Genomic DNA, 21,354 nt, shown 5'->3' on the forward strand with positions numbered 1-21,354 from the left:
GTTAGAGAGCCAAAATGAGTGAAATTTCATTTTTGACATACACTAAGGAAAAGTTGTGTCTGTGTGAAAGGAGCTGATCATGTTGCTTCATCTTTTGTTTTATCTCATCCTTCTTTATGTCGTCTATGTATTTTTGACCGCATTTGTCTTGTTTTATTTACCGTTTCGAAAAACATGCAAAGAACATTGCATTTATAAAGCCTCTTCTATCTCAGGAGACGATCAGGGGACAAATCAAGTGATGCTTCTTGACGACGGGTTTGAATCTGGTCAGGTGAGGCTCCAAATGATTCGTGAGGCAAAGAAGATGATCCGCCTCAGTTACTACTCCATTCAAAAGGGAAAAACAGCCGAATGGATACTAGGTGCTTTAATTGAAGCAGCTGATCGAGGTGTGAAAGTGCAGCTGTTGTTAGATGGCATCTGCCACAGTTTGCGCGGGCCGCTGAAGCATTTGCGCTATGCAGTAGCAAATCATCCGAACATGTCGATTCGTTTTTATGAGCCCTTTCGTTTGTTCAAGCCATGGACGTGGCATAATCGGCTACACGATAAGCTGCTACTAGCAGATGGCCGAGTGGCTGTGATGGGCGGAAGAAATATCGGTGATAAATACTTTGCAGACCAGCCGCCCAAAGACTTTGCTTTTGACCGTGATGTGCTGCTATATAACGCGAAAAAGGGAAAAGTGTTAGATGAAATGGAGCAATATTTCGTTTATTTATGGAATCATGATTTTACGAAAAGAACAAAAGATGTGTTTTCCAAGGCAAAAGCGAAAAAAGGGTTAAAGCTAAGAAAACAGCTGCTCAGATCCTATCAAGAAGCCATGCGCACGAAAGAACCTTTTGTGATGTCATCCTTTAACTGGGCAGCAGATACCATTTCTGTGAAACAGATTGCCTTTTTTACAAATCCTGTGGAACGCTTTAATAAGCGGCCGCTTGTGTTGAAAAAGCTGAACGATCTTGCGCACCGAGCAAAGCGTTCTGTGCTCATACAGACGCCATATGTCATCCCAACACGCCCAATGAAAGCCGGACTCACTCCCTTACCTAGTGAGATCCAGACGACAGTTGTTACGAATTCTCTTACAGCGACGCCAAATCCGTTGGCCTTTGCAGGGTATTTAAGCACAAAAAAGGAACTGATGAAAACAGGCGTTCACTTGTATGAATATGAAGGCCCGTATTCCATTCATGCGAAATCAATGGTGATTGATGATTACTTGAGTATTATTGGGACATATAACTTAGATGCGAGGTCTAGTTTTTTAAACACAGAGTCAATTTTGGTCATTGACAGTACCCCGTTTGCGTTATCACTTACACAGGCAATTGAACGAAAAATCGCCTACAGTTATCTCGTAGCTAAAGATCGAACAGTCCTTCATGCGAGCGCTTATGGACAGAAAAAAAAGCCTTTGATGAAAAGGCTCCTTTTAAATGGATTATCCGCGATAACGGTTTTATGGCGGCGATTGATATAAAGTAGGGCAGCTACTCTTGTGGCAGCCCTTTTTCTTGCGATTGATCTGTTTCTGCCGACTCCAATTTGGTCAATTTAAACACCAAAATCCCAGCTACAATCACAATAACACCTAATAGTTTTGTCAAAGAGAATTCTACTTTTTCTAACCCAAGCCAGCCAAGCGAATCAAACAAAAGCGCGCAGCCCAGCTGTGACGTGAGGACAATCGAGATGCCATAAGTCGGTCCAAGACGTTTGATACTCTGAACAAGACAAATGACCACTCCTACCCCAATGGCCCCGCTGATCCAGTACCAGGCTTCCATATGTCTTAATCGAAACATGCCAGTCCCCTCTAGTAAGAGCCCCATCAGGAGAGAAGCAATAAAGCCCATTCCAAGAACGAGGGTTGTCGTTGACCAAGAGCCTGTCTGCTCATTGACCTTACTGTTAAAAATGGTTTGTAAGCTGACGAGTGCGCCAGCCGTGATGGCTAATACTATTCCTATGATCATATATAAATCCCTTCATTTCTTCTATTCATAAATGTTGTGCTCTGCTATTTCTAGGAGCCCTTTGCGGTCACAAATCGTAATCTTTCCTCTCTGCCTTTCTATCAATCCTTTTTCACTAAATTGCTGAATGACTCGGTTAATATGACGGTAGCTCGTACCGATTAAGCTTGCTGCATCAACGAGACGAAGGGCGCTCGCGCTGTCATCATCTGTGACAACAGACAATATGTAGCTTGCAAGCCTGACCTCCACAGGATATAACAGGTGGAAACTCAAATCGTTTGATTTTGTATAAAATTTGTTTGTGATCCCTTTTAGCAGAAAGGTTAACACGCGTGGGTCCTCCTTCGCATGGCGCATGAGCGCTTGATGAGAAACCCTTAACATATGTACTTCTGTGACCGCTTCGACTGTATTGACCATGTCAGTCTGCTGAACGTATTCAATATCTCCAATCGCTTCAAGGGGATGTTTAAAGCTAAGAATAAAGGTTTTCCCTTCTTTTGTTGTCGTGAAAATCTTTAATTTTCCTTTCACTAACAAGTACAGGTACTCCCTCTTATCCCCTTTTGAACAAATGAGCTCCCCTTGCTCATAGCGCCACAAACTCACGTGTGATATGAGCTTTTGATGAAAGACACTTTCTAATTGATGTGCCTTCATATATGAGGCAAAAAGAGATTCATCTTGAAGTTCCTCCATCTGACGCCCTCCTTTATAGTTTTAAAATGATCACACCTGTGACCATCAATAAAATTCCTGCGTAATGTGGCCATTTCATTTTCTTCTTCTGTACACCAAACCATCCTTTTGCATCAATTGCAAAGGTAAAAGCAAGCTGTGCAATGAGTAACGCTGCGATAGTGAGTGTCACACCGATGATTTGAATCGCGGTGACTTCATTAAAAATAATAATCGCTGCAAATGCGCCGCCTATTAAATAAAGTGGCTGCACCTTTCGATATTCCCTGAAGTGTCCGTCTCGTACGATGAGTAAAATGACGAGCGAGATGATAAAGCCGGTCAGCTGCGTGATGGTGGCTGCCTGCCATGTACCGATATCCTGGCTAATTCTTGCGTTGGCTACGCCTTGCAGTGTAATACAAGCGCCTCCTAATAAAGCGAAAATAACACCTTTCATTCGTTCAAAAGCTCCTTCTTTTTTCAGTCTAGTTCCATTAAATGATACATGCCCGTCGGTTGAAAAGGACATATGTCCCACTTTGCGTATTATATCAGAAACTTTTTCTTTTGCAGTTTGTTCGTTTTAGATTTTTCACAGTGGGTACAGTTTTATATCAGCAGAAAACAGAATATTGAATGAATCACATATAAAAAGGAGACATGTCAGAATGAGAAATCAAGAGAAACATTTTATTAACGGAGAATGGGTTGCATCAACAGGAAACGAAACGACAGAGGTCATCAATCCTGCGACGGAGGAAGTCATTGGCACCATTAGCTTAGGAACAAAAGAAGATTTAGATAAGGCAGTGAAAGCAGCTCGTGCCGCCTTCCCTTCTTTCTCCAAAACATCTCGAAATGACCGAGTGAAGATGCTGGAAAACATTGTGCGCGGCTACGAAAAACGCAAAGATGAACTTGTAGAAGTGATGACACAAGAGCTCGGTGCACCGCTGAAAGTATCAGAAGAAGTTCATTACAAAATGGGCTCTGAACATTTTTCTAAAGCAGCGGAAGCACTTAAATCTTATACATTTACCGAGGACCGCGGCGGACATACCATTATAAAAGAAGCGATTGGTGTCAGTGGATTGATTACACCGTGGAACTTCCCGACGAATCAAACATCTCTTAAAATCGCAGGTGCTATTGCGGCAGGCTCACCAGTTGTCTTAAAGCCAGCGGAAATTACACCTTTTGCTGCGATGATTCTTGCAGAAATTATTGATGAAGCTGGTGTACCAAAAGGAGTCTTCAACTTAGTGAACGGAACGGGTGACGTGATTGGTGACGGCATTAGCTCACATCCTGATATTGACTTTGTTTCATTTACTGGATCAGGTGCTGTTGGCTCTAAAATTATGGAAAACGCAGCGGACAATGTGAAGAAAGTGGCTCTTGAGCTTGGCGGGAAATCCCCTCTTATCGTCTTAGATGATGCAGATGTGGATGTGGCTGCTGAAACTGCCATTCAGCATATTGCGATGAATACAGGGCAAGTGTGTTCTGCAGCTACGCGTGTGCTTGTTCCAGAATCAATGAAAGACAAGTTTGAAAAAGCGCTGCTGAATGCCCTGCCGAAGTTTACAGTTGGTGATCCAAGAGAAGATCATGCTACAGGCCCGCTTGTATCTAAAAAACAATGGGATACCGTGCAATCTTATATTGAAAAAGGAATCGAAGAAGGTGCTACCCTTCTTGCTGGGGGAACTGGAAAGCCAGACGGAATCGATAAAGGATATTTCGCCAAGCATACCATTTTCACCAATGTGAAAAATGACATGACCATTGCACAAGAAGAAATCTTTGGACCAGTCATGAGTGTCATCACGTATCAGAATCTCGATCATGCCCTTGAGATCGCCAATGATACAGTGTATGGTCTTGCCGGGTATGTTGTTGGAAAAGATGAAAAAACATTAAAATATGTCGCTGAACATATTCGCGCTGGCCAAATCACCATTAACAATGCCGAAACAGATTACTTTGCCCCATTTGGCGGTTTTAAGCAATCAGGTATCGGAAGAGAATGGGGAGACTTCGGCATCGAGGAATATTTAGAAGTGAAAGCTGTGATGGGACTTCCAACGGCATAAATTGAGAAGGGAGAAAAACTCTAGGGTTTTTCTCCCCTTTTTATTTAATTAATAAGAACCCATTTCGAATTTTAAGAACTGCTTACTACTCCCTTATTTATTCTTATCCATAAGGATGTTGTATTTTTCGACTGTTGCTTTTGGAGGAAACGATTCTTGTAACTCATCAAACCAAATCTCAATCGTTTGCCCCTGTGACAGCTCTTTAGTATCAACTTTCGTTAAATCCATTATGATGAGATCGTGTTTATATTTATCGACAAGAAGAGGAGTATCTAATGAATAATCGCGTTTTATAGGAGTTTTATTGTTAATAAGAAGTAAACCAGTCTCCCCTTTATATAGCACTATGCCTTTTTTTGAAAAAGGCGTTGCTATTTTATTTTGATTGTGTGGATTCTTTATATTGTCCTTTGTTGTAGAGTGGCACCCTCCTAATAAAATGAAAAAAATCACGATGACAAATCGAACACTTATTATTTTTTTAAATTTAAATTGCATCAACTTTATACGCCCCTTCAATGCTTCTTCAAGTCTAACATTCTTAGATCAAAACGGCTTATATTACAGCGCATTTTCTTAAGATACTTTATACATTTAAAGATAATTTACCCTCAAGCTCATTCATCTTGTAAAGGTATTAGAAATCTTAATCATGACAATCAATATTATATATTTTACTTAATGGCAAACTTTCGGTAAAGTTCAAATTGAACCTATATATATAATTCCTATCGAATTAATCTATGTTTATATTCCTTGTGAGGTGGATATCGTTGCAACTTCATGTATTAAACAGTCCGTTTAGTCAGCAGCAGGCAGACTTGCTCAATCAGCTGCTTCCGACTTTAACAGATCAACAAAAAATTTGGCTTACCGGTTATTTATCAGCACAAGCAGCTCTAGCCGGATCAGAAACAGCTACTCTAGCCCCTTCTCCTTCTGCCGCAGCACCTGCGCAGCCTGTCAGTAAAGATGTGACCGTCATTTATGGCTCACAAACAGGCAATTCTGAAGGATTAGCGAAAAAGACAGCGCAGCATCTTGAGGAGAAAGGTTTTCAAGTGACGCTCTCTTCTATGTCAGATTTTAAACCAAATAATCTGAAAAAAATACACAATTTACTGATGATCGTCAGCACACATGGCGAGGGAGATCCGCCTGATAATGCCCTTTCTTTCCATGAATATGTCCATGGTAGACGTGCGCCAAAGCTTGATCATTTAAACTTTTCTGTTCTTTCGCTAGGCGACAGCTCCTACGAATTCTTCTGTCAGACTGGAAAAGAATTTGATGAGCGCTTCAAAGAACTTGGCGGAACGCGCCTGACAGATCGAGTGGATTGTGACCTTGATTATGATGAGCCGTTTTCTGAATGGCTTCAAGGGGTGGCATCGTCACTTAGCGAAGGAGAAGCCGCAGCATTCCCGCAAGATTCAGCAGGAGCATACAGCCAAACAGCAGCTTCTGAATACTCAAGAACGAATCCTTTTTATGCGGAAGTTCTTGAAAATATCAATCTAAATGGCCGCGGCTCTAACAAAGAGACCCGCCATTTGGAGCTTTCACTAGAAGGATCAGGACTTGTTTATGAACCAGGTGACAGCCTTGGAATTTATCCAACAAATGATCCTGCGCTTGTTGATGAACTGATCACGACATGTGGATGGAGCGTGGAAGAAGCCGTAACTGTTCATAAAAACGGTGACACTCTTCCTTTAAAAGAAGCACTTACCTCACATTTTGAGATTACAGTATTAACAAAACCCCTTCTTCAAAAGTTGGCGGACTTGACGAAAAATGAAGCACTCCATGCCCTTTTTGAAGAAGGAAATGAAGAAAAGTTAAAAGCGTATTTAGCAGGAAGAGATTTAGTCGATGCTGCACGCGACTTCGGTCCTTTTGAAGGAACAGCCGCAGACTTTACTGCGATTTTAAGAAAAATTCCTGCCCGCCTTTATTCGATTGCAAGCAGTCTGAAAGCGAATGAAGAAGAAGTTCACTTGACGATCGGTGCTGTGAGATATGATGCGCACGGGAGAGAACGTCAAGGTGTCTGCTCCATTCTATGCGCAGAGCGCTTAGAACCAGGTGATACGCTGCCTGTTTATATTCAGCACAATCAAAACTTTAAGCTTCCTGAAAACCCTGATGCACCGATCATTATGGTGGGACCAGGTACAGGTATCGCCCCTTTCCGTTCGTTTATGCAGGAACGAGAAGAAATCGGTGCAAGCGGAAAATCGTGGTTATTCTTCGGCGATCAGCACTTTGTGACGGACTTCTTATATCAAACCGAATGGCAAAAGTGGTTAAAAGATGGCGTCTTAACGAAAATGGATGTGGCCTTTTCAAGAGATTCAGAGGAAAAAGTATATGTTCAGCATCAAATGAAGAAGCAAAGTAAAGAATTATTCGAATGGCTGGAGCAAGGTGCCTATGTATATGTTTGCGGAGATGAAAAGCATATGGCGCATGATGTTCATCATACCCTTCTATCGATTATCCAAGAAGAAGGAGCGATGAGCAAAGAGAAAGCAGAAAGCTATCTAGCTAACTTGCAGCAGCAAAAACGCTATCAGCGCGACGTATATTAATGGACTTGATGCTTGAAAGAAAGGAGCTTTTACTTACATGGTGAAGACAGCATTAACAGCGCCGGATGGACCTCCGAGCGACGTAGAAGAAATCAAAGAAAAAAGTGATTATTTACGGGGTACGTTAAAAGAAGTAATGCTTGATCCGATTTCAGCGGGAATTCCTGATGATGACAATCGCCTGATGAAGCATCACGGCAGCTATTTACAGGATGATCGAGACCTCAGAAATGAACGGCAGAAACAAAAACTTGAGCCAGCCTATCAATTTATGCTGCGCGTACGCCTGCCTGGCGGAATCGCCACATCTAAGCAGTGGCTTGTGATGGATGAGCTTGCTCACACATACGGAAACGGTACGTTAAAGCTGACTACTCGTGAAACTTTTCAGCTTCACGGTATTTTAAAATGGAACATGAAAAAAACCATACAAGACATTCATTCTACTATGCTTGATACAATTGCTGCTTGCGGCGACGTGAACCGGAATGTCATGTGTACATCAAACCCCTATCAATCAGAAGTGCACCATGATGTCTACGAGCTGGCGAAAAAATTAAGTGATGACCTGCTCCCGCAAACAAGGGCGTATCACGAAATTTGGCTTGATGAGGAAAAGGTTGCGGCAACGCCAGATACGGAAGTTGAACCGATGTATGGCCCGCTTTATTTACCAAGGAAATTCAAAATTGGTGTGGCGGTCCCTCCTGCTAATGATATTGATGTCTTTTCGCAGGATTTAGGCTTCATTGCGATCATCGAAAATGAGCAATTGATCGGCTTTAATGTCGCAATTGGCGGCGGAATGGGCATGACTCATGGTGATGCAGCGACCTATCCTCAGCTTGCAAAAGTGATTGGCTTTTGTACACCGGAACAAGTTGTAGAGATTGCGAAACAAGTGATTACCATTCAGCGTGACTATGGAAACCGTTCGGTGCGAAAAAATGCCCGTTTTAAATATACAGTGGACCGCCTTGGTCTTGAGAATGTAAAAGAAGAGCTGGAGCGCCGCCTCGGGTTTGCCCTTTTAGACGCAAGAGGTTATCACTTTGATCATAATGGGGACCGCTATGGTTGGGTAAAAGGCATCAATGGCAGATGGCATTATACGATGTTTGTAGAAGGCGGACGCATCATAGATTATGATGATTATCCGCTGATGACAGGTATTCGTGAAATCGCAAAGATTCATTCAGGTGACTTCCGCTTAACAGCGAATCAAAATTTGATCATTGGAAATGTCACTTCTCATAAAAAGAAACAAATCGAGCAGCTCATTCAGGAGTTCGGCTTATCAGATGGTCAGCAGCACTCTGCACTCCGCCGCAGTTCAATGGCTTGTGTTTCTCTTCCAACATGCGGCTTAGCGATGGCAGAAGCAGAACGCTACCTCCCGCGCTTGATTGATAAAATAGAAGAGATTGTTGAAGAAAACGGCTTGAGTGATAAAGAAATCACGATTCGTATGACTGGTTGTCCAAATGGATGTGCCCGTCATGCGCTAGGTGAAATTGGCTTTATCGGCAAATCACCTGGCAAATACAACATGTATCTTGGTGCTGCATTTGATGGCAGCAGATTAAGTAAGCTGTACCGTGAAAATGTTGGTGAGGAAGAGATTTTAAACGAGCTTGGCTCTCTTCTCCCCCGCTATGCAAAAGAACGAGAAGACCAAGAACATTTCGGTGATTTTGTCGTTCGGGCAGGGATTGTCAAAGAAACAACAGATGGCACGAATTTTCATGTGCAATAGAAAAAGACAGGACACTCTCCTGTCTTTTTTCAGTGTGATAGAAAATCTTTGCAGCCCTAGGAAGAACGAGTACCGGCACGCAGACCTGAACACCGATGCGAGGGCTCTTGTTTACACGCTGTTCTGTTTCCGTTTCAAGTACTCGCAAATGCTTTTGTACACATGAGGATTGTCTAAAGAAGAAAGATCTGGTGAAGGCTGCTGTTCATAAGCTCCTTTTAATAAACGCCGGACGATTTTTCCGTTTCTTGTTTTCGGTAAAGCTGAAATAAGATGAATTTCCTTTGGCGTGAGCGCTTTTCCTGCATTTGAACCAACATGAGTTTTGAGCTCTTGAATCAGTTTTGTTTCGTCACAAGACTGTGAGCTGGTCACGATGAAGCATACGAGTGCCTCCCCCTTCACCTCATCCTTTACCCCAATCACTGCTGCCTCGTGTACAGCTGGGTGTCCGACAAGAATGGATTCAATTTCTGCTGGACCGACTCGTTTTCCTGCTGTATTAATGACATCATCTGATCTGCCAGTGATATGAAACGTGCCATCCTCTGATTGCACCACCCAATCCCCATGTGTCCATGCCCCATCAAATCGTTTGAAATACGTATCTTCATAACGCTCAGGATCTTTCCAAAACCCACATGTCATGCCAACCCATGGCTTTTTCACAACGAGCTCTCCTACTTCATTTATGACGCTCTGACCTGCTTCATTATATACATCAGCTGCCATTCCTAAAATCGCCGCATTAAAAAGGACTGGCTTAATTGGGCGAAGCAGCGTACTTCCTACAATTCCGCCAGAGACTTCTGTTCCTCCTGAATAGTTTAGGATAGGAATGTGCTTTTGACCGATTTTGTCAAAAAGCCATTGCCATGGTGCTTCATTCCACGGCTCACCTGTAGAAATGATGGCTTTGACATGCGGCAACTTTATACCTGCAAGATTTTGCTGCATCGCAGATCGAACAAACGTAGGAGAAAGCCCAAAGTGGGTGACCTTTTGCTCGTGAATGAATGACCAGAGGTGCTGTTCATCTGGATAATCGGGTGCGCCGTCATATAAAACAATCGCAGCTCCATTGATCAAGCCCCCAAAGACGAGAAATGGCCCCATCATCCAGCCCATGTCTGTGAGCCAAAACAAGCGGTCTCCTTTTGCAACGTCCATACAAAGACCGGCATCAAAAGCTGCTTTTACAGGGAATCCTGCGTGTGTATGGACTGCTCCTTTTGGCGTACCAGTCGTTCCAGAAGTGTATAAGATCATGAGAGGCTCTTCATTTGAGAGATAGGTCGTTTCACTTATCGGATCTTCTTTTAACAAATCATTTAGCCTGATATCTCCTTCATATTCAGTATCAGAGGAGGTGTGTACAATGACGGTTTTGACGGTCGTGGTTTTGCCTATGGCTTCTGCTGCACATTCCCGCATATTGATCTTCTTCCCGCGGCGCGTCATGCCTGAGCCTGTGACGACAATGGCTGCACTTGACGCACGAATACGTACCGCAAGAGGCTCGCTTCCATACCCGGAGAAGACGGGGCTAAAGATAACGCCAATTTTCGCAAAGGCTAGCATGACAGCGACCGTTTCAGGAAGCATCGGCATATAAATGACTGCCACATCTCCTTTTTGAAGCCCATTCTTCAAAAAGCCAGCAGCGAGGCGATTCACCTTTTCCTGAAGATCGAGATACGTCCATTTCCTCTCTTCGCCCATCTCGTTTTTCCAAATCACGGCTGGCTGATGCTGCGCATCTTCGTTCTCTGCCCATTTGTCCACGGCCGTTTCGGTTATGTTGAGTTGACCTCCTTTATACCAGTTCGGCCACATGAATGAATCTTGACCTAATGCGGCTTCGTACGGCATTTTCCACTTGATACCGACCGCCTTTTCAGCTTCTCTCCAAAACCAATCGGTACGCTCGATACTAGCTTTATAGAATGCATCATAAGTAGAAAAACCAAGTGAGTGCATCCATTTGTAAAGACGTGTCTGTTTGATCATTTGCTCTTCCGGTATCCATGCTGGTTTCAGGTTCATCATGAGGATGCCCCCTTTAGACCGGATAGACCGGATGTTTTCGTCTTGTAAATGTCATCTCTTTTGAGGAATAGGCTTGGAAGCGATGACAAAGCTCGTCTCGCAAGTGGTCGAACGGGATGACGCCGTCGACAATCATTTCAGAAGCAAGCTCATATATATTCATATCTTCTTGATATTCCTTGCGTTTCTCATGGATAAATGCAGCTCTCTCTTCAACAGGCAATTCAGTAATCTTATTTGCATAGACAGCATTTACAGCCGCTTCTGGCCCCATGACAGCAATTTGTGCCGATGGAAGAGCGAGACAGCAGTCTGGTTCAAACGCTGGTCCTGCCATTGCATATAAACCTGCACCGTATGCTTTACGCACAATGACTGATATTTTCGGAACGGTTGCCTCTGACATAGCGGAGATCATTTTCGCCCCGTGTCTGATAATACCAGCTTGTTCCACTTTTGTTCCGATCATAAATCCCGGTATATCCGCAAGGAAAAGGAGCGGGATATGAAAGGCGTCACATAGCTGAATAAACTTAGCGGCTTTATCAGCTGAGTCATGGAACAGCACCCCGCCTTTTACCCTCGGCTGGTTAGCAATAAGACCGACAGGCTGCCCGTTCATTCGGCCAAAGCCTGTGATGAGCTCTGCGGCAAACAGTTTTTTAATTTCAAAAAATGATCCTTCATCAATGAGTAAATCAATGAGCTGATACATATCAAAAGGGGTATTTTGCCCTTTAGGAATAAGGCCTTGGATGGTCATCTCAGATGCTTTAGGTGCTTTTGCGGCTGCCGGTTTTGGTTTCTCTGTATAGTTGGCAGGCATGTAGGTTAAATAGTCGCGAGCGATTTGAATCGCTTCTTCCTCGGTTTTGGCTAAAATATCACCACATCCTGATATGCTGCAGTGCATGTTTGCTCCGCCCATTTCTTCAAGTGTTACTTTTTCTCCAATCACCATTTCGGCCATTCTCGGAGAGCCTAAATACATCGAGGCATTCCCTTCGACCATCACAACGATGTCACAAAAAGCAGGAATGTAAGCACCTCCTGCCGCAGAAGGACCAAATAGTAAACAAACTTGCGGGATACGTCCAGACAGCTTCACCTGGTTATAAAAAATGCGTCCCGCTCCCCTTCTGCCTGGAAACATTGCAATTTGATCGGTGATTCTTGCACCCGCAGAGTCGACTAAATACAGCATCGGGCAGTTGAGCTTTTCCGCTGTTTCTTGGATTCTAATGATTTTTTCTACCGTTTTGACGCCCCATGATCCAGCTTTGACAGTAGAATCATTTGCCATAACGCATACGGTTTGCCCATTCATCCGCCCTGTCCCTGTGACAACACCATCTGCTGGTAAATGCTCATCTTTACACTCGGCAAACATCGCATCCTCAATGAACGAATCCTGATCTAATAGCAACTGGAGCCGGTCACGGACGAACAATTTTCCTTTTTCTTTGTTTTTTTGATGGTATCGTTCGGCTCCTCCTTTGACAATCCGCTGTTTTTTCACTTCATATTCTTCAATCATGCCCATTCCCCTTTCTTGGTAGTTGCCTCTGTATTGAGGCGTTCGTTTTTCTTGGAAAGCTTGAAGGCCCTCCATTCGATCTTCTGTATCAATGAGCCGTACATAGGCTTCGTATTCCTTCATCAAACCTGTACGCAGATCGTGATCAAGACTCATTTGAATCGCTCGTTTCGCTTCTTTTAAAGCAATTGGGCCGTTTTTGGCGATTTGTTTTGCGAGGGAAATGGCGTCATTCATAAGGGAATCTGCTAAAGAGAGGTGCTCAATTAGTCCAATTTGAATGGCTTCTTCAGCTTGTAATGAAGCACCTGTAAAAATCAGTTCTTTTGCTTTACCAAGTCCGACGACACGCGGAAGCCGCTGCGTCCCTCCTGCCCCTGGTATGATAGCTAGTCCTGTTTCTGGCAGACCGAGTCTTGCTCCGGCTCGTGCGATGCGAATATCACAAGCTAGCGCGAGCTCAAGTCCTCCGCCAAGTGCGTGTCCATTCATGACGGCAATAACAGGTACAGGAAGGGATTCAATTTCTGTAAAGGTTTGCTGAATTGACAGAACTGCCGCTTTTGCTTCTTCTTCTGTCATCAATCGTCGCTCTTTTAAATCAGCACCTGCGCAAAAAACGTTAGAACCAGCTCCTGTCATGAGCAGGCAGCGGATGCTTTCATCATGTTTGATTTCTTGAATGAGTTGATTGATCTCCTCAAGCATCGCAGCAGATAGGGAATTTGCTTGTTCTGGTCTGTTTAAGGTCATGATCCCAATCTGTTCATCTTGTATCGTAAAATTGACCAATGATGTCATGTCACATTCATCCTTTATGAAGTAGTATGAGAGTGAAAAGCACGTAAACAATGACTAGGCAGGGTTCGATTTACTTTTGTTTCGATCCATTCTGCCGCTTTTATCAATGCTGGAAAATCGATATTGGTTTCGATTCCTAGTTTTTGAAGCATATGCACGACATCTTCTGTCGCGACATTTCCGCTAGAGCCAGGCGCATATGGACAGCCGCCTAGCCCGCCGCTAGAGGCGTCAAATGTGGTGATTCCCGCTTTTAATGCCGTATAAATATTGGCAAGACCCATCCCTTTCGTATCATGAAAATGAAGAGCGATTTTATCAGCAGGAAAACGTTCAAGTAAAATGTCTAAGCGCCTTTCTACTTGAAGCGGATGGGCTTCTCCAATGGTGTCGCCGAGTGATATTTCATCAATGCCATAAGAGAGCAGTATATCCGTTAACCGCAATACTTGATCCATTGGCACTTGATGTTCATAAGGGCAGCCAAACACGGTGGAAATATATGCGCGTGTGTGTTTTCCGGCTGCTTTTAAATCAGCTGTCATTTGTTTGATGACAGGAAGTGTTTCGTGGATGGATTGATTCATATTCTTTTTGTTATGCGTTTCACTCGAAGAGATAAACATAGCGCCTGTGTCAAGATTTGCTTCAAAAAAGTGAGCTAAGCCTTTTTCGTTAGGAATGAGTGCTGCATAGGTGATGTCGCCTTTTTTGTGTAAGGATTGGGCTAATTCTTTGGCATCTTTTAAGGCTGGGACCCATTTAGGATGAACAAATGAGGTGACTTCAATATAAGGGAGCCGGGCTGCTGTGAGCAGTTCAATCCATCTTTGCTTCTCACTTGTGTCAAGCCAAGTGGATTCATTTTGCAATCCGTCCCGCGGGCCGACCTCCCTAATAAGTACACGTTTTGGTAATGCCATCTCGCTCCCTCCTATTCTGTCAGCTCTAAAAGAACCTCCCCTTCATCGACAAATTCTCCCTCTGCTTTATACACTTTGCTGATGACACCTTCCTCTTCTGCCACTATTGGAATCTCCATTTTCATTGATTCCAAGATAGCGACCTCCTGCCCTTTTTGCACTTCATCGCCTTGTTTCACAAGAAGCTTCCATAAGTTTCCCGCCATTTGTATCGTGACCGTTTTCATGAACGGTTCCCCTCCCTTTTTTTCATGAGAAAATCGGTTGTGATGCTGCCACGTAAGAAAGCAGATGATCCAGCCATTTCCCTCAAAAGCGGTAAGTTGGTTTTGATCCCTTCTATTTCATATGCTTGTAACGCAACGTTTAATCGTTCTATTGCAAGTTTTCGTGTATCACCGTAAACGACCATCTTCGCAATCATTGGATCGTAATATGGGGTAATGACGCTCCCGCTTGTCACACTTGATTCATGGCGTATATAGGGAGCTTCTGGTATAGATAGCCGAGTGATTGTTCCTGGTGACGGATAAAAGGTGACGGGGTCCTCCGCATAGATTCTGACCTCGATGGCATGCCCGATTTGATGAATGTCCTCCTGATTGAAGGAAAGCGGCTCTGATGCAGCGATTTTCAGTTGCTCTTCGACAAGATCAATACCTGTAATTTCTTCTGTGACAGGGTGCTCTACTTGTAATCTCGTGTTCATCTCTAGAAAGTAAAATTGTTGATTTTGATCGACTAAACATTCAATTGTCCCTGCATTTTCATAGCCAATGGCTTTGGCTGCTTTCACCGCCACCCGTCCCATCTCTTGTCTTACGGATTCATCGAGACAGGCAGCTGGTGCTTCTTCGATGATTTTCTGGTGTCTTCTCTGGAGTGAACAGTCGCGCTCAAATAAGTGAACCCCGTGGCCGAATGAATCAAAGAGGACCTGGATTTCAATGTGCCGCGCGTCTTCAATGACCTTTTCCATATAAAGCGTCCCGTCGTTAAAAAAACTTTGCGCTCTTTTTTGATTTCCCTCAAAAGCTTTACGCAGCTCCTCATCATTTCGGACAAGCTGCATGCCGATACCTCCGCCTCCGCTGGATGCCTTGAGCATGATCGGATAACCGAGTGACTGCGCTTTACTGACTCCTTCTTCTGCGTCATGGAGAGGTGCTGAAACGCCAGGTACAATGGGGATTCCCGTATGATCCATCGTTTTTCTCGCTTCAATTTTATTCCCCATGCGCTGAATGACCTGTGCAGATGGACCAATAAAAGCGATTCCTTCGCTGCGGCACCGTTCAGCAAAGGCGGCATTTTCTGATAAAAGGCCATACCCAGGGTGGATGGCGTCTGTATTTGTCTGCTTGGCTACCTCAATGATCACTTCCATGTTTAAATAGCTTTCAGATACTTTTGCACCTCCAATCAGATAGGCGCTGTCTGCTTCTTGCACATGAAGCGCATGCTGATCTGCCTCTGAATAAACAGCCACGGTGTTGATCCCGAGCCTTTTACAAGTCCGAATAATTCGACGAGCAATTTCGCCTCGATTGGCGATCAATACTTTTTTGAACATCGCTGCCCTCACTCCTTTATTAGATCAAGCGCCTGTTTTTTCAGACGAAATTTTTGAATCTTCCCTGAGGCGGTCATCGGATACTCGTCTGTGATGAAAAAATATTTCGGAATTTTGTAGCGTGCCATTTGTGACTGACAGTAGCTGGTTAATGTCTCAATCGTCACCGCGCGACCTTGTTTGAGCCGAATGAATGCGGCGGCTTCTTCTCCGTAAGTCTCGTCAGGAATACCGACGACCTGTGCATCAAGAATGGCTGGATGCGTGTAAAGAACGTCTTCAATCTCTTTTGGATAAACATTTTCTCCGCCTCTAATGATCATATCTTTCAGCCGTCCTGTGATTTTCACATAGCCATCCTCATCCATCTCCGCTAAATCTCCTGTATGAAGCCACCCGTCCTCATCAATGACTTCATTTGTGGCTTCTTCATTTTTATAGTAGCCTTTCATCACGTGATAGCCTCTCGTGCACAGCTCGCCTTGTTCTCCTCTTGGTACTTCATATGGGGTACCTGGGGCGGTGATTTTCACTTCGATGTGAGGAAGCGCCCGGCCGACTGTTTGAACCCGCCTTTCAACTGAATCATCCGTTCTTGTTTGGGTAATGACAGGTGAGCTTTCGGTCTGGCCGTAGGCAATCGTGAGCTCCTTCAGACCCATTTGTTCAATGACGGCTTTCATCACATGGGATGGGCAGAGAGATCCTGCCATAATGCCGGTGCGTAATGTAGACAGATTGTACTTGTGGAAATTCGGATGATCAAGCTCTGCAATGAACATTGTCGGGACGCCGTGAAGAACCGTGCACTTCTCTTTTTCCACTGTTTGAAGGACTCGCTCTGGGTGGAAGGATTCAATTGGAATGATCGTGCCACCTTTTGTGAGACAAGCAAGTACGCCAAGAACAGACCCAAAGCAATGAAAAAACGGAACGGGGATACACATGCGGTCTTCACGGGTGAGCTTCATGCAATCTGCGATTTGACTGGCATTGCAGACGATGTTTGTATGGCTGAGCATGACGCCTTTTGGATAGCCGGTTGTCCCTGACGTATATTGCATATTAATGACGTCATCAGGAGTCAGCTCCTCCATTCGTTTCTCCCATTCATCATCCTCCGTTCTTTTGGCAGCAGCTTGAATACTGTCCCAGCTGCGCATGCCCTTTGGCGTGCGCTCGCCAATATAGACGACACTTTTTAAATATGGAAATGCTGTTGAAGTGATTTCGCCCTGATGAGCTGTTTGAAGCTCTGGGATGAGGTCTTCAAGCATCCTGACATATGATGTCTCTTTAAACCCATCAACGATAAACAGCATGCTGCTATCAGAGTGCTTTAGTAAGTAAGCGAGTTCTTGTGATTGAAAGTTCGTATTCACGGTGACAAGAACGGCTCCAATGGAGGCGCAGGCGAATTGCAGCATGAGCCATTCAGGTACATTGGGTGCCATGATGGCGATATGATCTCCTTTTTGAACGCCTAATGCCATAAGACCTTTTCCTGTTTCTTTGACCTCGCTAAAAAACGCTTCGTATGAATAACGTAATGAACGTTCTGGATACACAATGGCTTCATGTGCTGGGTGCTGCTCCTTTTTCTCTTTTAATAGGGAGCCAATCGTTTGCGGATGAATCGACATCATGATTTTTCTCCTCCATCATTAGTAAGCGTTTTCATAACAGGTTTAAGCTAACAATTGTCTTGCGATGACTAAACGCTGAATTTCAGAGGTGCCTTCTCCGATTTCCATGAGCTTGGCATCTCTCACAAGCCGTTCTACCCCGCACTCTTTCATATAGCCTGTTCCTCCGTGAATTTGGACAGCATCAAGACTTGCTTTTGTCGCCATTTCTGAAGCGAAAAGTTTGGCGTAGGCAGCTTCTTTTGTAAATGGCTTGCCATGATCTTTCAGCCAGGCCGCTTTCCACACCATTTGTCTAGCGAGTTCTATTTGCATTGCCATATCTGCCAGCTTAAACTGAATGGCTTGAAAGGAAGAAAGAGTCTGCCCAAATTGCTTCCTTTCCTTAGCATAGGATAGTGAGGCATCAAGTGCAGCCTGCGCGATGCCAACTGATAAGGCAGCAATGGATATGCGTCCCCCGTCTAATGTATATAAAAATTGCTTGAAGCCTTTGGCTGGGTCTCCTAATATATGATGCGCTGGTACACGTACGTTGTCTAAAATGATTTCAGCTGTATCTGAACCGCGCACCCCCATTTTGTCGTATGGATTTGTAATGGTCAGCCCTTTTTGCCCTTTTTCTACAATGAAGGCGGAGATGATCGGCTGGCCGTGCTCATCATGATCCGTGACCGCTGTGACGATAATGGTTCTGGCAAAATTGGCATTTGTGATCCAGCATTTCTCCCCGCTAATCACATATTCTTGTCCGTCTTTGACCGCTTTTGTTTTCGTCCCTTTAGCATCTGATCCTGCATTTGGCTCCGTTAATCCGAAGGAACCGAGTGCTGTTCCAGATGCCAGCGGGACAAGGTGATCCATTTTTTGTTCCTCTGTACCGAAGTAATAAAGCGGGCTTGCGCCTAAGGAAACGGCCGCGGCATAGCTAAGACCTGTACTGGCACACTGTTTTCCGATTTCTTCTACAGCGAGCGCATATGAGATTGTATCTCCTCCTGAGCCTCCGTATTTCTCTGGAAAAGGAATGCCCATCAAGCCGAGCTCCCCCATTTTTTGAAAAGTTTGGGCTGGGAATACAGCTTGTTCATCAATGGTTTGAGCGAGTGGTGCAATTTCTTCCTTGGCGAATTCTTTGACCATCTGGCGGATCATTTGCTGTTCTTTCGTTAATTCAAAATCCATCATATTTCCCCCTTTGGCTCTTTTCTATCATATTTATTAATCAAGTGGCTGCTTCATGCCAAGCTTGGGTGAATTCAGAAAATTAAAACAAAAATAATAGAAAAAAAGCATGAACGAAGAAAATCCTCATTCATGCTTTTTCGTTATCTCACTCTTTTTGTAGAAGGCTTGCTTTCGTGATGTAGTCGATTGAGAGCCGTTACTTTGTAAGTATCACTCTTATTCTGATGAACTGAAAGATCTTTGACAGATGTCAGCGTGCCGGTTTCTTTTCTAACAGTTTGAAGCAATTCATATGTTCCTTTCGTCGTCAAGCGATAGACCGCATAATAGGATGCGGTAGAGTGCGGATCATTTTTGATCTGTAAAGCCGTACCATCTGCTGTTTTTTTAATAGATTGAATGATTGGTTTTTTTGGCGCTTTCTGATGAAGCCAAGGCATTTCTGGAATGAGAGCCGGTTTACGGTAGGCGTCTTCTATCAATCGATTTTTGACATTCAAAGGGTTACGGTTGATATCTTTTAGGCTAAAGTGCATGCTTCCCTGCACAAGAGGCGACTGTCTGTTCAGCTGGATCTGCCGAAAGTATTCTTCAGGATCAGACCAAGCAGGATCACTGTTTTGATTGATTTTATACGTCGCCTGACCAATGTACAGGTGAACAGGCTCTCCCTTTACTTCATTTGACCACCATTTCGTGAGCACATCATAGGCGGCTGCCTGAAAACCGATGCTCCAGTAAATTTGCGGGGTAACATAATCGATATCGTGCTGCTGAATCCACTCTCTTGTATCAGCATACAAATCATCGTAATTGGTCATCCCTGCGGTCGTGTTTGAACCAGTCGGATCATCCTTTATATTGCGCCATACTCCAAATGGGCTAATACCAAATTTCACATACGGCTTTACTTTCTTCACGGTGTCGTTGATTTGCTTGACCAATTGGTTCACATTATCTCTTCGCCAATCCTCTATATGCGTAAATGCCTTTTTTCCATATGTTTCATACGTTTCTTGATCTGGGAACGGCACACCGGCTATTTTATTCGGGTAAAAATAATCATCCATATGCACTGCATCAATATCGTAGTTTTTCACGACTTCTTCTATACCGCCGACAATGAACTCCTGAGCTTTAGGAATGCCTGGATTGTAATAAAGCTGATTTCCGTATGCAATGGTCCAATCAGGATGCTTTTTTGCTGGGTGATCGGCTGATAAACGGCTGAGGTCTGTATGATTCATTGTGATACGATACGGGTTAAACCAAGCGTGAAATTCGAGGCCGCGTTTATGAGCTTCTTCGATCATGAACTCAAGCGGGTCATACCCAGGATCTTTCCCTTGCGTGCCGGTTAAATATTCGGACCACGGACCGTATGCCGAAGGATAAAAGGCATCTGCTGTCGGTTTAATTTGCATGATCACGGCATTCATATTCATCGCTTTGATCTCATCTAACAAATGAATAAACTCTTCTTTCTGCTCTTTGACAGGCAGTCCTTTCTTTGAAGGCCAATCTAAATTATAAACCGATGCGATCCATACCGCGCGCATCTCTCTTGTGCTTTCAAGCTTCCCTTTTGGCATTGGACGAGCTAGACTGCTAGAAGGAATCAATAAGAATACAAACATCAAAATTATTGTTAGACACGTCATACTGATCTTTTTCACCATTTTTTGCATCACCTCATCATCAGTTTATTCCGCTTTTTGAGATCGAATGCCAGCAGATGGTGTCAGCAAGATGTTTTTCATTTCCTTGAGCTGATCTTCAGGGATGTCGCAAGCCTCGATTAAATACCGCTGTGCACTCCCGTATGTCTCCATCATCTCGTTTAGCACATCTTCCAGATAATCTTGCTGCACACCGAGAAGCGGCTGAATTTGCTTTTTTGACACCCGGTATAAACTCATCAAGCGGACAAATCGCTGCTGCCTTCTGACAAGCATTTTCACCCCTTCGTTAGAGCGCATGTATTCACTTAAAACGGCAGATACCGGTACACCTGCTGCTAATTGAATGAGGGCAGATAAAAAGCCTGTCCGGTCCTTACCGCTTGTGCAGTGAAGCATCAGCGGGTAATTGCTTTTATCTGAAAGCAGAGTGAACAGCTGCTGAATTTCTTCTTTACGCTCTGTGAGCATGCTTTGATATAAATCTTTCATAATCGGTGTGAAAGTGAAAGATTTCCCTTCTGCTACCAGCATACGAAACATGGTCCATTTACTTGGCATCTTACTGTCAGGATGCATGGGGATATGGACGATTTTGTCAGGTTCCTTGATTTTTGGCGGATGTGATTTGCGTTCTGAGGCTGTACGAAGATCGCAAACGGTTTGAACGCCAAGGGTTGAAAATGTCTCGATATCTTGTTTTGTCAGGCGAGACAAATCTGCGGATCGATAAATCATCCCCTCCCTGATCACCATTTCATCTGTTGTGTGAAGTCCCCCTACTTCTCTAAAATTCGCAAGCTTTGAAAATGGGTTGTTTGATTGATTCATAGAAGTGAA

The 21,354-nt window shown here is 44.0% G+C and carries 17 protein-coding genes and 1 pseudogene; 4 read left to right on the forward strand and 14 right to left on the reverse strand.

Features of this window, described 5'->3' with window-relative positions; genetic code table 11:
* The first annotated feature begins 82 nt into the window (after window positions 1–82).
* A complete protein-coding gene (locus MKY18_RS09150) occupies window positions 83–1,489 on the forward strand; it encodes a phospholipase D family protein (RefSeq protein ID WP_342497830.1) in 1,407 nt (468 codons plus the stop codon).
* Between the two features lie 10 nt (window positions 1,490–1,499).
* Here MKY18_RS09150 and MKY18_RS09155 read toward each other — a convergent pair whose 3' ends face one another.
* Genes MKY18_RS09155 through MKY18_RS09165 form a run of 3 tightly spaced genes read right to left on the reverse strand, consistent with a single transcriptional unit; the run spans window position 1,500 to window position 3,126 of the window.
* The gene (locus tag MKY18_RS09155; protein WP_044141344.1) at window positions 1,500–1,985 is read right to left on the reverse strand and encodes a DMT family transporter; all 486 of its coding nucleotides are present in this window, start codon (window positions 1,983–1,985) and stop codon (window positions 1,500–1,502) included.
* Between the two features lie 21 nt (window positions 1,986–2,006).
* Window positions 2,007–2,687 (reverse strand): Crp/Fnr family transcriptional regulator, encoded by a 681-nt coding sequence (locus MKY18_RS09160; protein ID WP_342497815.1) that lies wholly within the window; start codon window positions 2,685–2,687, stop codon window positions 2,007–2,009.
* Window positions 2,688–2,700: 13 nt separating this feature from the next.
* A complete protein-coding gene (locus MKY18_RS09165; protein ID WP_012010174.1) occupies window positions 2,701–3,126 on the reverse strand; it encodes a DMT family transporter in 426 nt (141 codons plus the stop codon).
* 211 nt (window positions 3,127–3,337) lie between these two features.
* On the opposite strand from MKY18_RS09165, the gene MKY18_RS09170 reads away from it, so the two are divergent.
* Entirely contained in the window at window positions 3,338–4,765 is a 1,428-nt protein-coding gene (locus tag MKY18_RS09170; RefSeq protein ID WP_065098141.1) for an aldehyde dehydrogenase family protein, read from the forward strand.
* 93 nt (window positions 4,766–4,858) lie between these two features.
* Here the strand turns inward: MKY18_RS09170 and MKY18_RS09175 are convergent, their stop codons facing one another.
* The gene (locus tag MKY18_RS09175; RefSeq protein ID WP_223252893.1) at window positions 4,859–5,266 is read right to left on the reverse strand and encodes a DUF3221 domain-containing protein; all 408 of its coding nucleotides are present in this window, start codon (window positions 5,264–5,266) and stop codon (window positions 4,859–4,861) included.
* 275 nt (window positions 5,267–5,541) lie between these two features.
* Between MKY18_RS09175 and MKY18_RS09180 the strand changes: the two genes are divergently transcribed.
* Both MKY18_RS09180 and cysI read left to right on the forward strand, forming a co-directional pair.
* Entirely contained in the window at window positions 5,542–7,362 is a 1,821-nt protein-coding gene (locus MKY18_RS09180) for an assimilatory sulfite reductase (NADPH) flavoprotein subunit (protein ID WP_065098143.1), read from the forward strand.
* Window positions 7,363–7,399: 37 nt separating this feature from the next.
* Entirely contained in the window at window positions 7,400–9,118 is a 1,719-nt protein-coding gene (cysI, locus tag MKY18_RS09185) for an assimilatory sulfite reductase (NADPH) hemoprotein subunit (protein WP_265209133.1), read from the forward strand.
* A gap of 111 nt (window positions 9,119–9,229) precedes the next feature.
* On the opposite strand, the gene MKY18_RS09190 is transcribed toward cysI, so the two are convergent.
* From MKY18_RS09190 to MKY18_RS09235, 10 genes and pseudogenes are all read right to left on the reverse strand, one after another.
* The gene (locus tag MKY18_RS09190; protein ID WP_342497816.1) at window positions 9,230–11,167 is read right to left on the reverse strand and encodes an AMP-binding protein; all 1,938 of its coding nucleotides are present in this window, start codon (window positions 11,165–11,167) and stop codon (window positions 9,230–9,232) included.
* A 13-nt stretch (window positions 11,168–11,180) separates the two neighbouring features.
* Window positions 11,181–12,704 (reverse strand): acyl-CoA carboxylase subunit beta, encoded by a 1,524-nt coding sequence (locus MKY18_RS09195; protein ID WP_080773012.1) that lies wholly within the window; start codon window positions 12,702–12,704, stop codon window positions 11,181–11,183.
* A 33-nt stretch (window positions 12,705–12,737) separates the two neighbouring features.
* Window positions 12,738–13,505: pseudogene (locus tag MKY18_RS09200) on the reverse strand (enoyl-CoA hydratase-related protein); the annotation flags it as partial.
* 14 nt (window positions 13,506–13,519) lie between these two features.
* Window positions 13,520–14,428: a hydroxymethylglutaryl-CoA lyase gene (locus MKY18_RS09205; protein ID WP_106065391.1), complete on the reverse strand. Its 909-nt coding sequence runs from the start codon at window positions 14,426–14,428 to the stop codon at window positions 13,520–13,522.
* Window positions 14,429–14,439: 11 nt separating this feature from the next.
* Window positions 14,440–14,655 (reverse strand): acetyl-CoA carboxylase biotin carboxyl carrier protein subunit, encoded by a 216-nt coding sequence (locus MKY18_RS09210; RefSeq protein ID WP_185108774.1) that lies wholly within the window; start codon window positions 14,653–14,655, stop codon window positions 14,440–14,442.
* Window positions 14,652–16,001 carry an acetyl-CoA carboxylase biotin carboxylase subunit gene (locus tag MKY18_RS09215; protein ID WP_106065393.1) on the reverse strand — a complete coding sequence of 450 codons (1,350 nt, stop codon included), beginning with the start codon at window positions 15,999–16,001 and terminating at the stop codon, window positions 14,652–14,654. The genes MKY18_RS09210 and MKY18_RS09215 overlap by 4 nt, the downstream gene beginning before the upstream one ends.
* Window positions 16,002–16,009: 8 nt before the next feature.
* Window positions 16,010–17,647: an AMP-binding protein gene (locus MKY18_RS09220; RefSeq protein ID WP_342497817.1), complete on the reverse strand. Its 1,638-nt coding sequence runs from the start codon at window positions 17,645–17,647 to the stop codon at window positions 16,010–16,012.
* Window positions 17,648–17,689: 42 nt separating this feature from the next.
* Window positions 17,690–18,832 (reverse strand): acyl-CoA dehydrogenase family protein, encoded by a 1,143-nt coding sequence (locus MKY18_RS09225; protein ID WP_044141333.1) that lies wholly within the window; start codon window positions 18,830–18,832, stop codon window positions 17,690–17,692.
* Window positions 18,833–18,975: 143 nt separating this feature from the next.
* On the reverse strand, window positions 18,976–20,514 hold the full coding sequence (locus MKY18_RS09230; RefSeq protein ID WP_081277159.1) for a family 10 glycosylhydrolase: 1,539 nt from the start codon (window positions 20,512–20,514) through the stop codon (window positions 18,976–18,978).
* Window positions 20,515–20,538: 24 nt separating this feature from the next.
* On the reverse strand, window positions 20,539–21,345 hold the full coding sequence (locus MKY18_RS09235; RefSeq protein WP_126741702.1) for a tyrosine-protein phosphatase: 807 nt from the start codon (window positions 21,343–21,345) through the stop codon (window positions 20,539–20,541).
* Window positions 21,346–21,354 lie beyond the last annotated feature (9 nt).

It is taken from the genome of Bacillus sp. FSL R7-0672 (assembly GCF_038601465.1).
Classification (GTDB): domain Bacteria; phylum Bacillota; class Bacilli; order Bacillales; family Bacillaceae; genus Bacillus; species Bacillus pumilus.

Bases quoted from the DNA above. Each gene is read 5' to 3' on its own strand.
- MKY18_RS09190 (WP_342497816.1), bottom strand. From the start codon at position 11,167: ATGATGAACCTGAAACCAGCATGGATACCGGAAGAGCAAATGATCAAA.
- MKY18_RS09170 (WP_065098141.1), top strand. From the start codon at position 3,338: ATGAGAAATCAAGAGAAACATTTTATTAACGGAGAATGGGTTGCATCA.
- MKY18_RS09205 (WP_106065391.1), bottom strand. From the start codon at position 14,428: ATGGCATTACCAAAACGTGTACTTATTAGGGAGGTCGGCCCGCGGGAC.
- MKY18_RS09225 (WP_044141333.1), bottom strand. From the start codon at position 18,832: ATGGATTTTGAATTAACGAAAGAACAGCAAATGATCCGCCAGATGGTC.
- MKY18_RS09165 (WP_012010174.1), bottom strand. From the start codon at position 3,126: ATGAAAGGTGTTATTTTCGCTTTATTAGGAGGCGCTTGTATTACACTG.
- MKY18_RS09230 (WP_081277159.1), bottom strand. From the start codon at position 20,514: ATGGTGAAAAAGATCAGTATGACGTGTCTAACAATAATTTTGATGTTT.
- MKY18_RS09155 (WP_044141344.1), bottom strand. From the start codon at position 1,985: ATGATCATAGGAATAGTATTAGCCATCACGGCTGGCGCACTCGTCAGC.
- MKY18_RS09215 (WP_106065393.1), bottom strand. From the start codon at position 16,001: ATGTTCAAAAAAGTATTGATCGCCAATCGAGGCGAAATTGCTCGTCGA.
- MKY18_RS09235 (WP_126741702.1), bottom strand. From the start codon at position 21,345: ATGAATCAATCAAACAACCCATTTTCAAAGCTTGCGAATTTTAGAGAA.
- cysI (WP_265209133.1), top strand. From the start codon at position 7,400: ATGGTGAAGACAGCATTAACAGCGCCGGATGGACCTCCGAGCGACGTA.
- MKY18_RS09220 (WP_342497817.1), bottom strand. From the start codon at position 17,647: ATGATGTCGATTCATCCGCAAACGATTGGCTCCCTATTAAAAGAGAAA.
- MKY18_RS09210 (WP_185108774.1), bottom strand. From the start codon at position 14,655: ATGAAAACGGTCACGATACAAATGGCGGGAAACTTATGGAAGCTTCTT.
- MKY18_RS09195 (WP_080773012.1), bottom strand. From the start codon at position 12,704: ATGATTGAAGAATATGAAGTGAAAAAACAGCGGATTGTCAAAGGAGGA.
- MKY18_RS09175 (WP_223252893.1), bottom strand. From the start codon at position 5,266: ATGCAATTTAAATTTAAAAAAATAATAAGTGTTCGATTTGTCATCGTG.
- MKY18_RS09160 (WP_342497815.1), bottom strand. From the start codon at position 2,687: ATGGAGGAACTTCAAGATGAATCTCTTTTTGCCTCATATATGAAGGCA.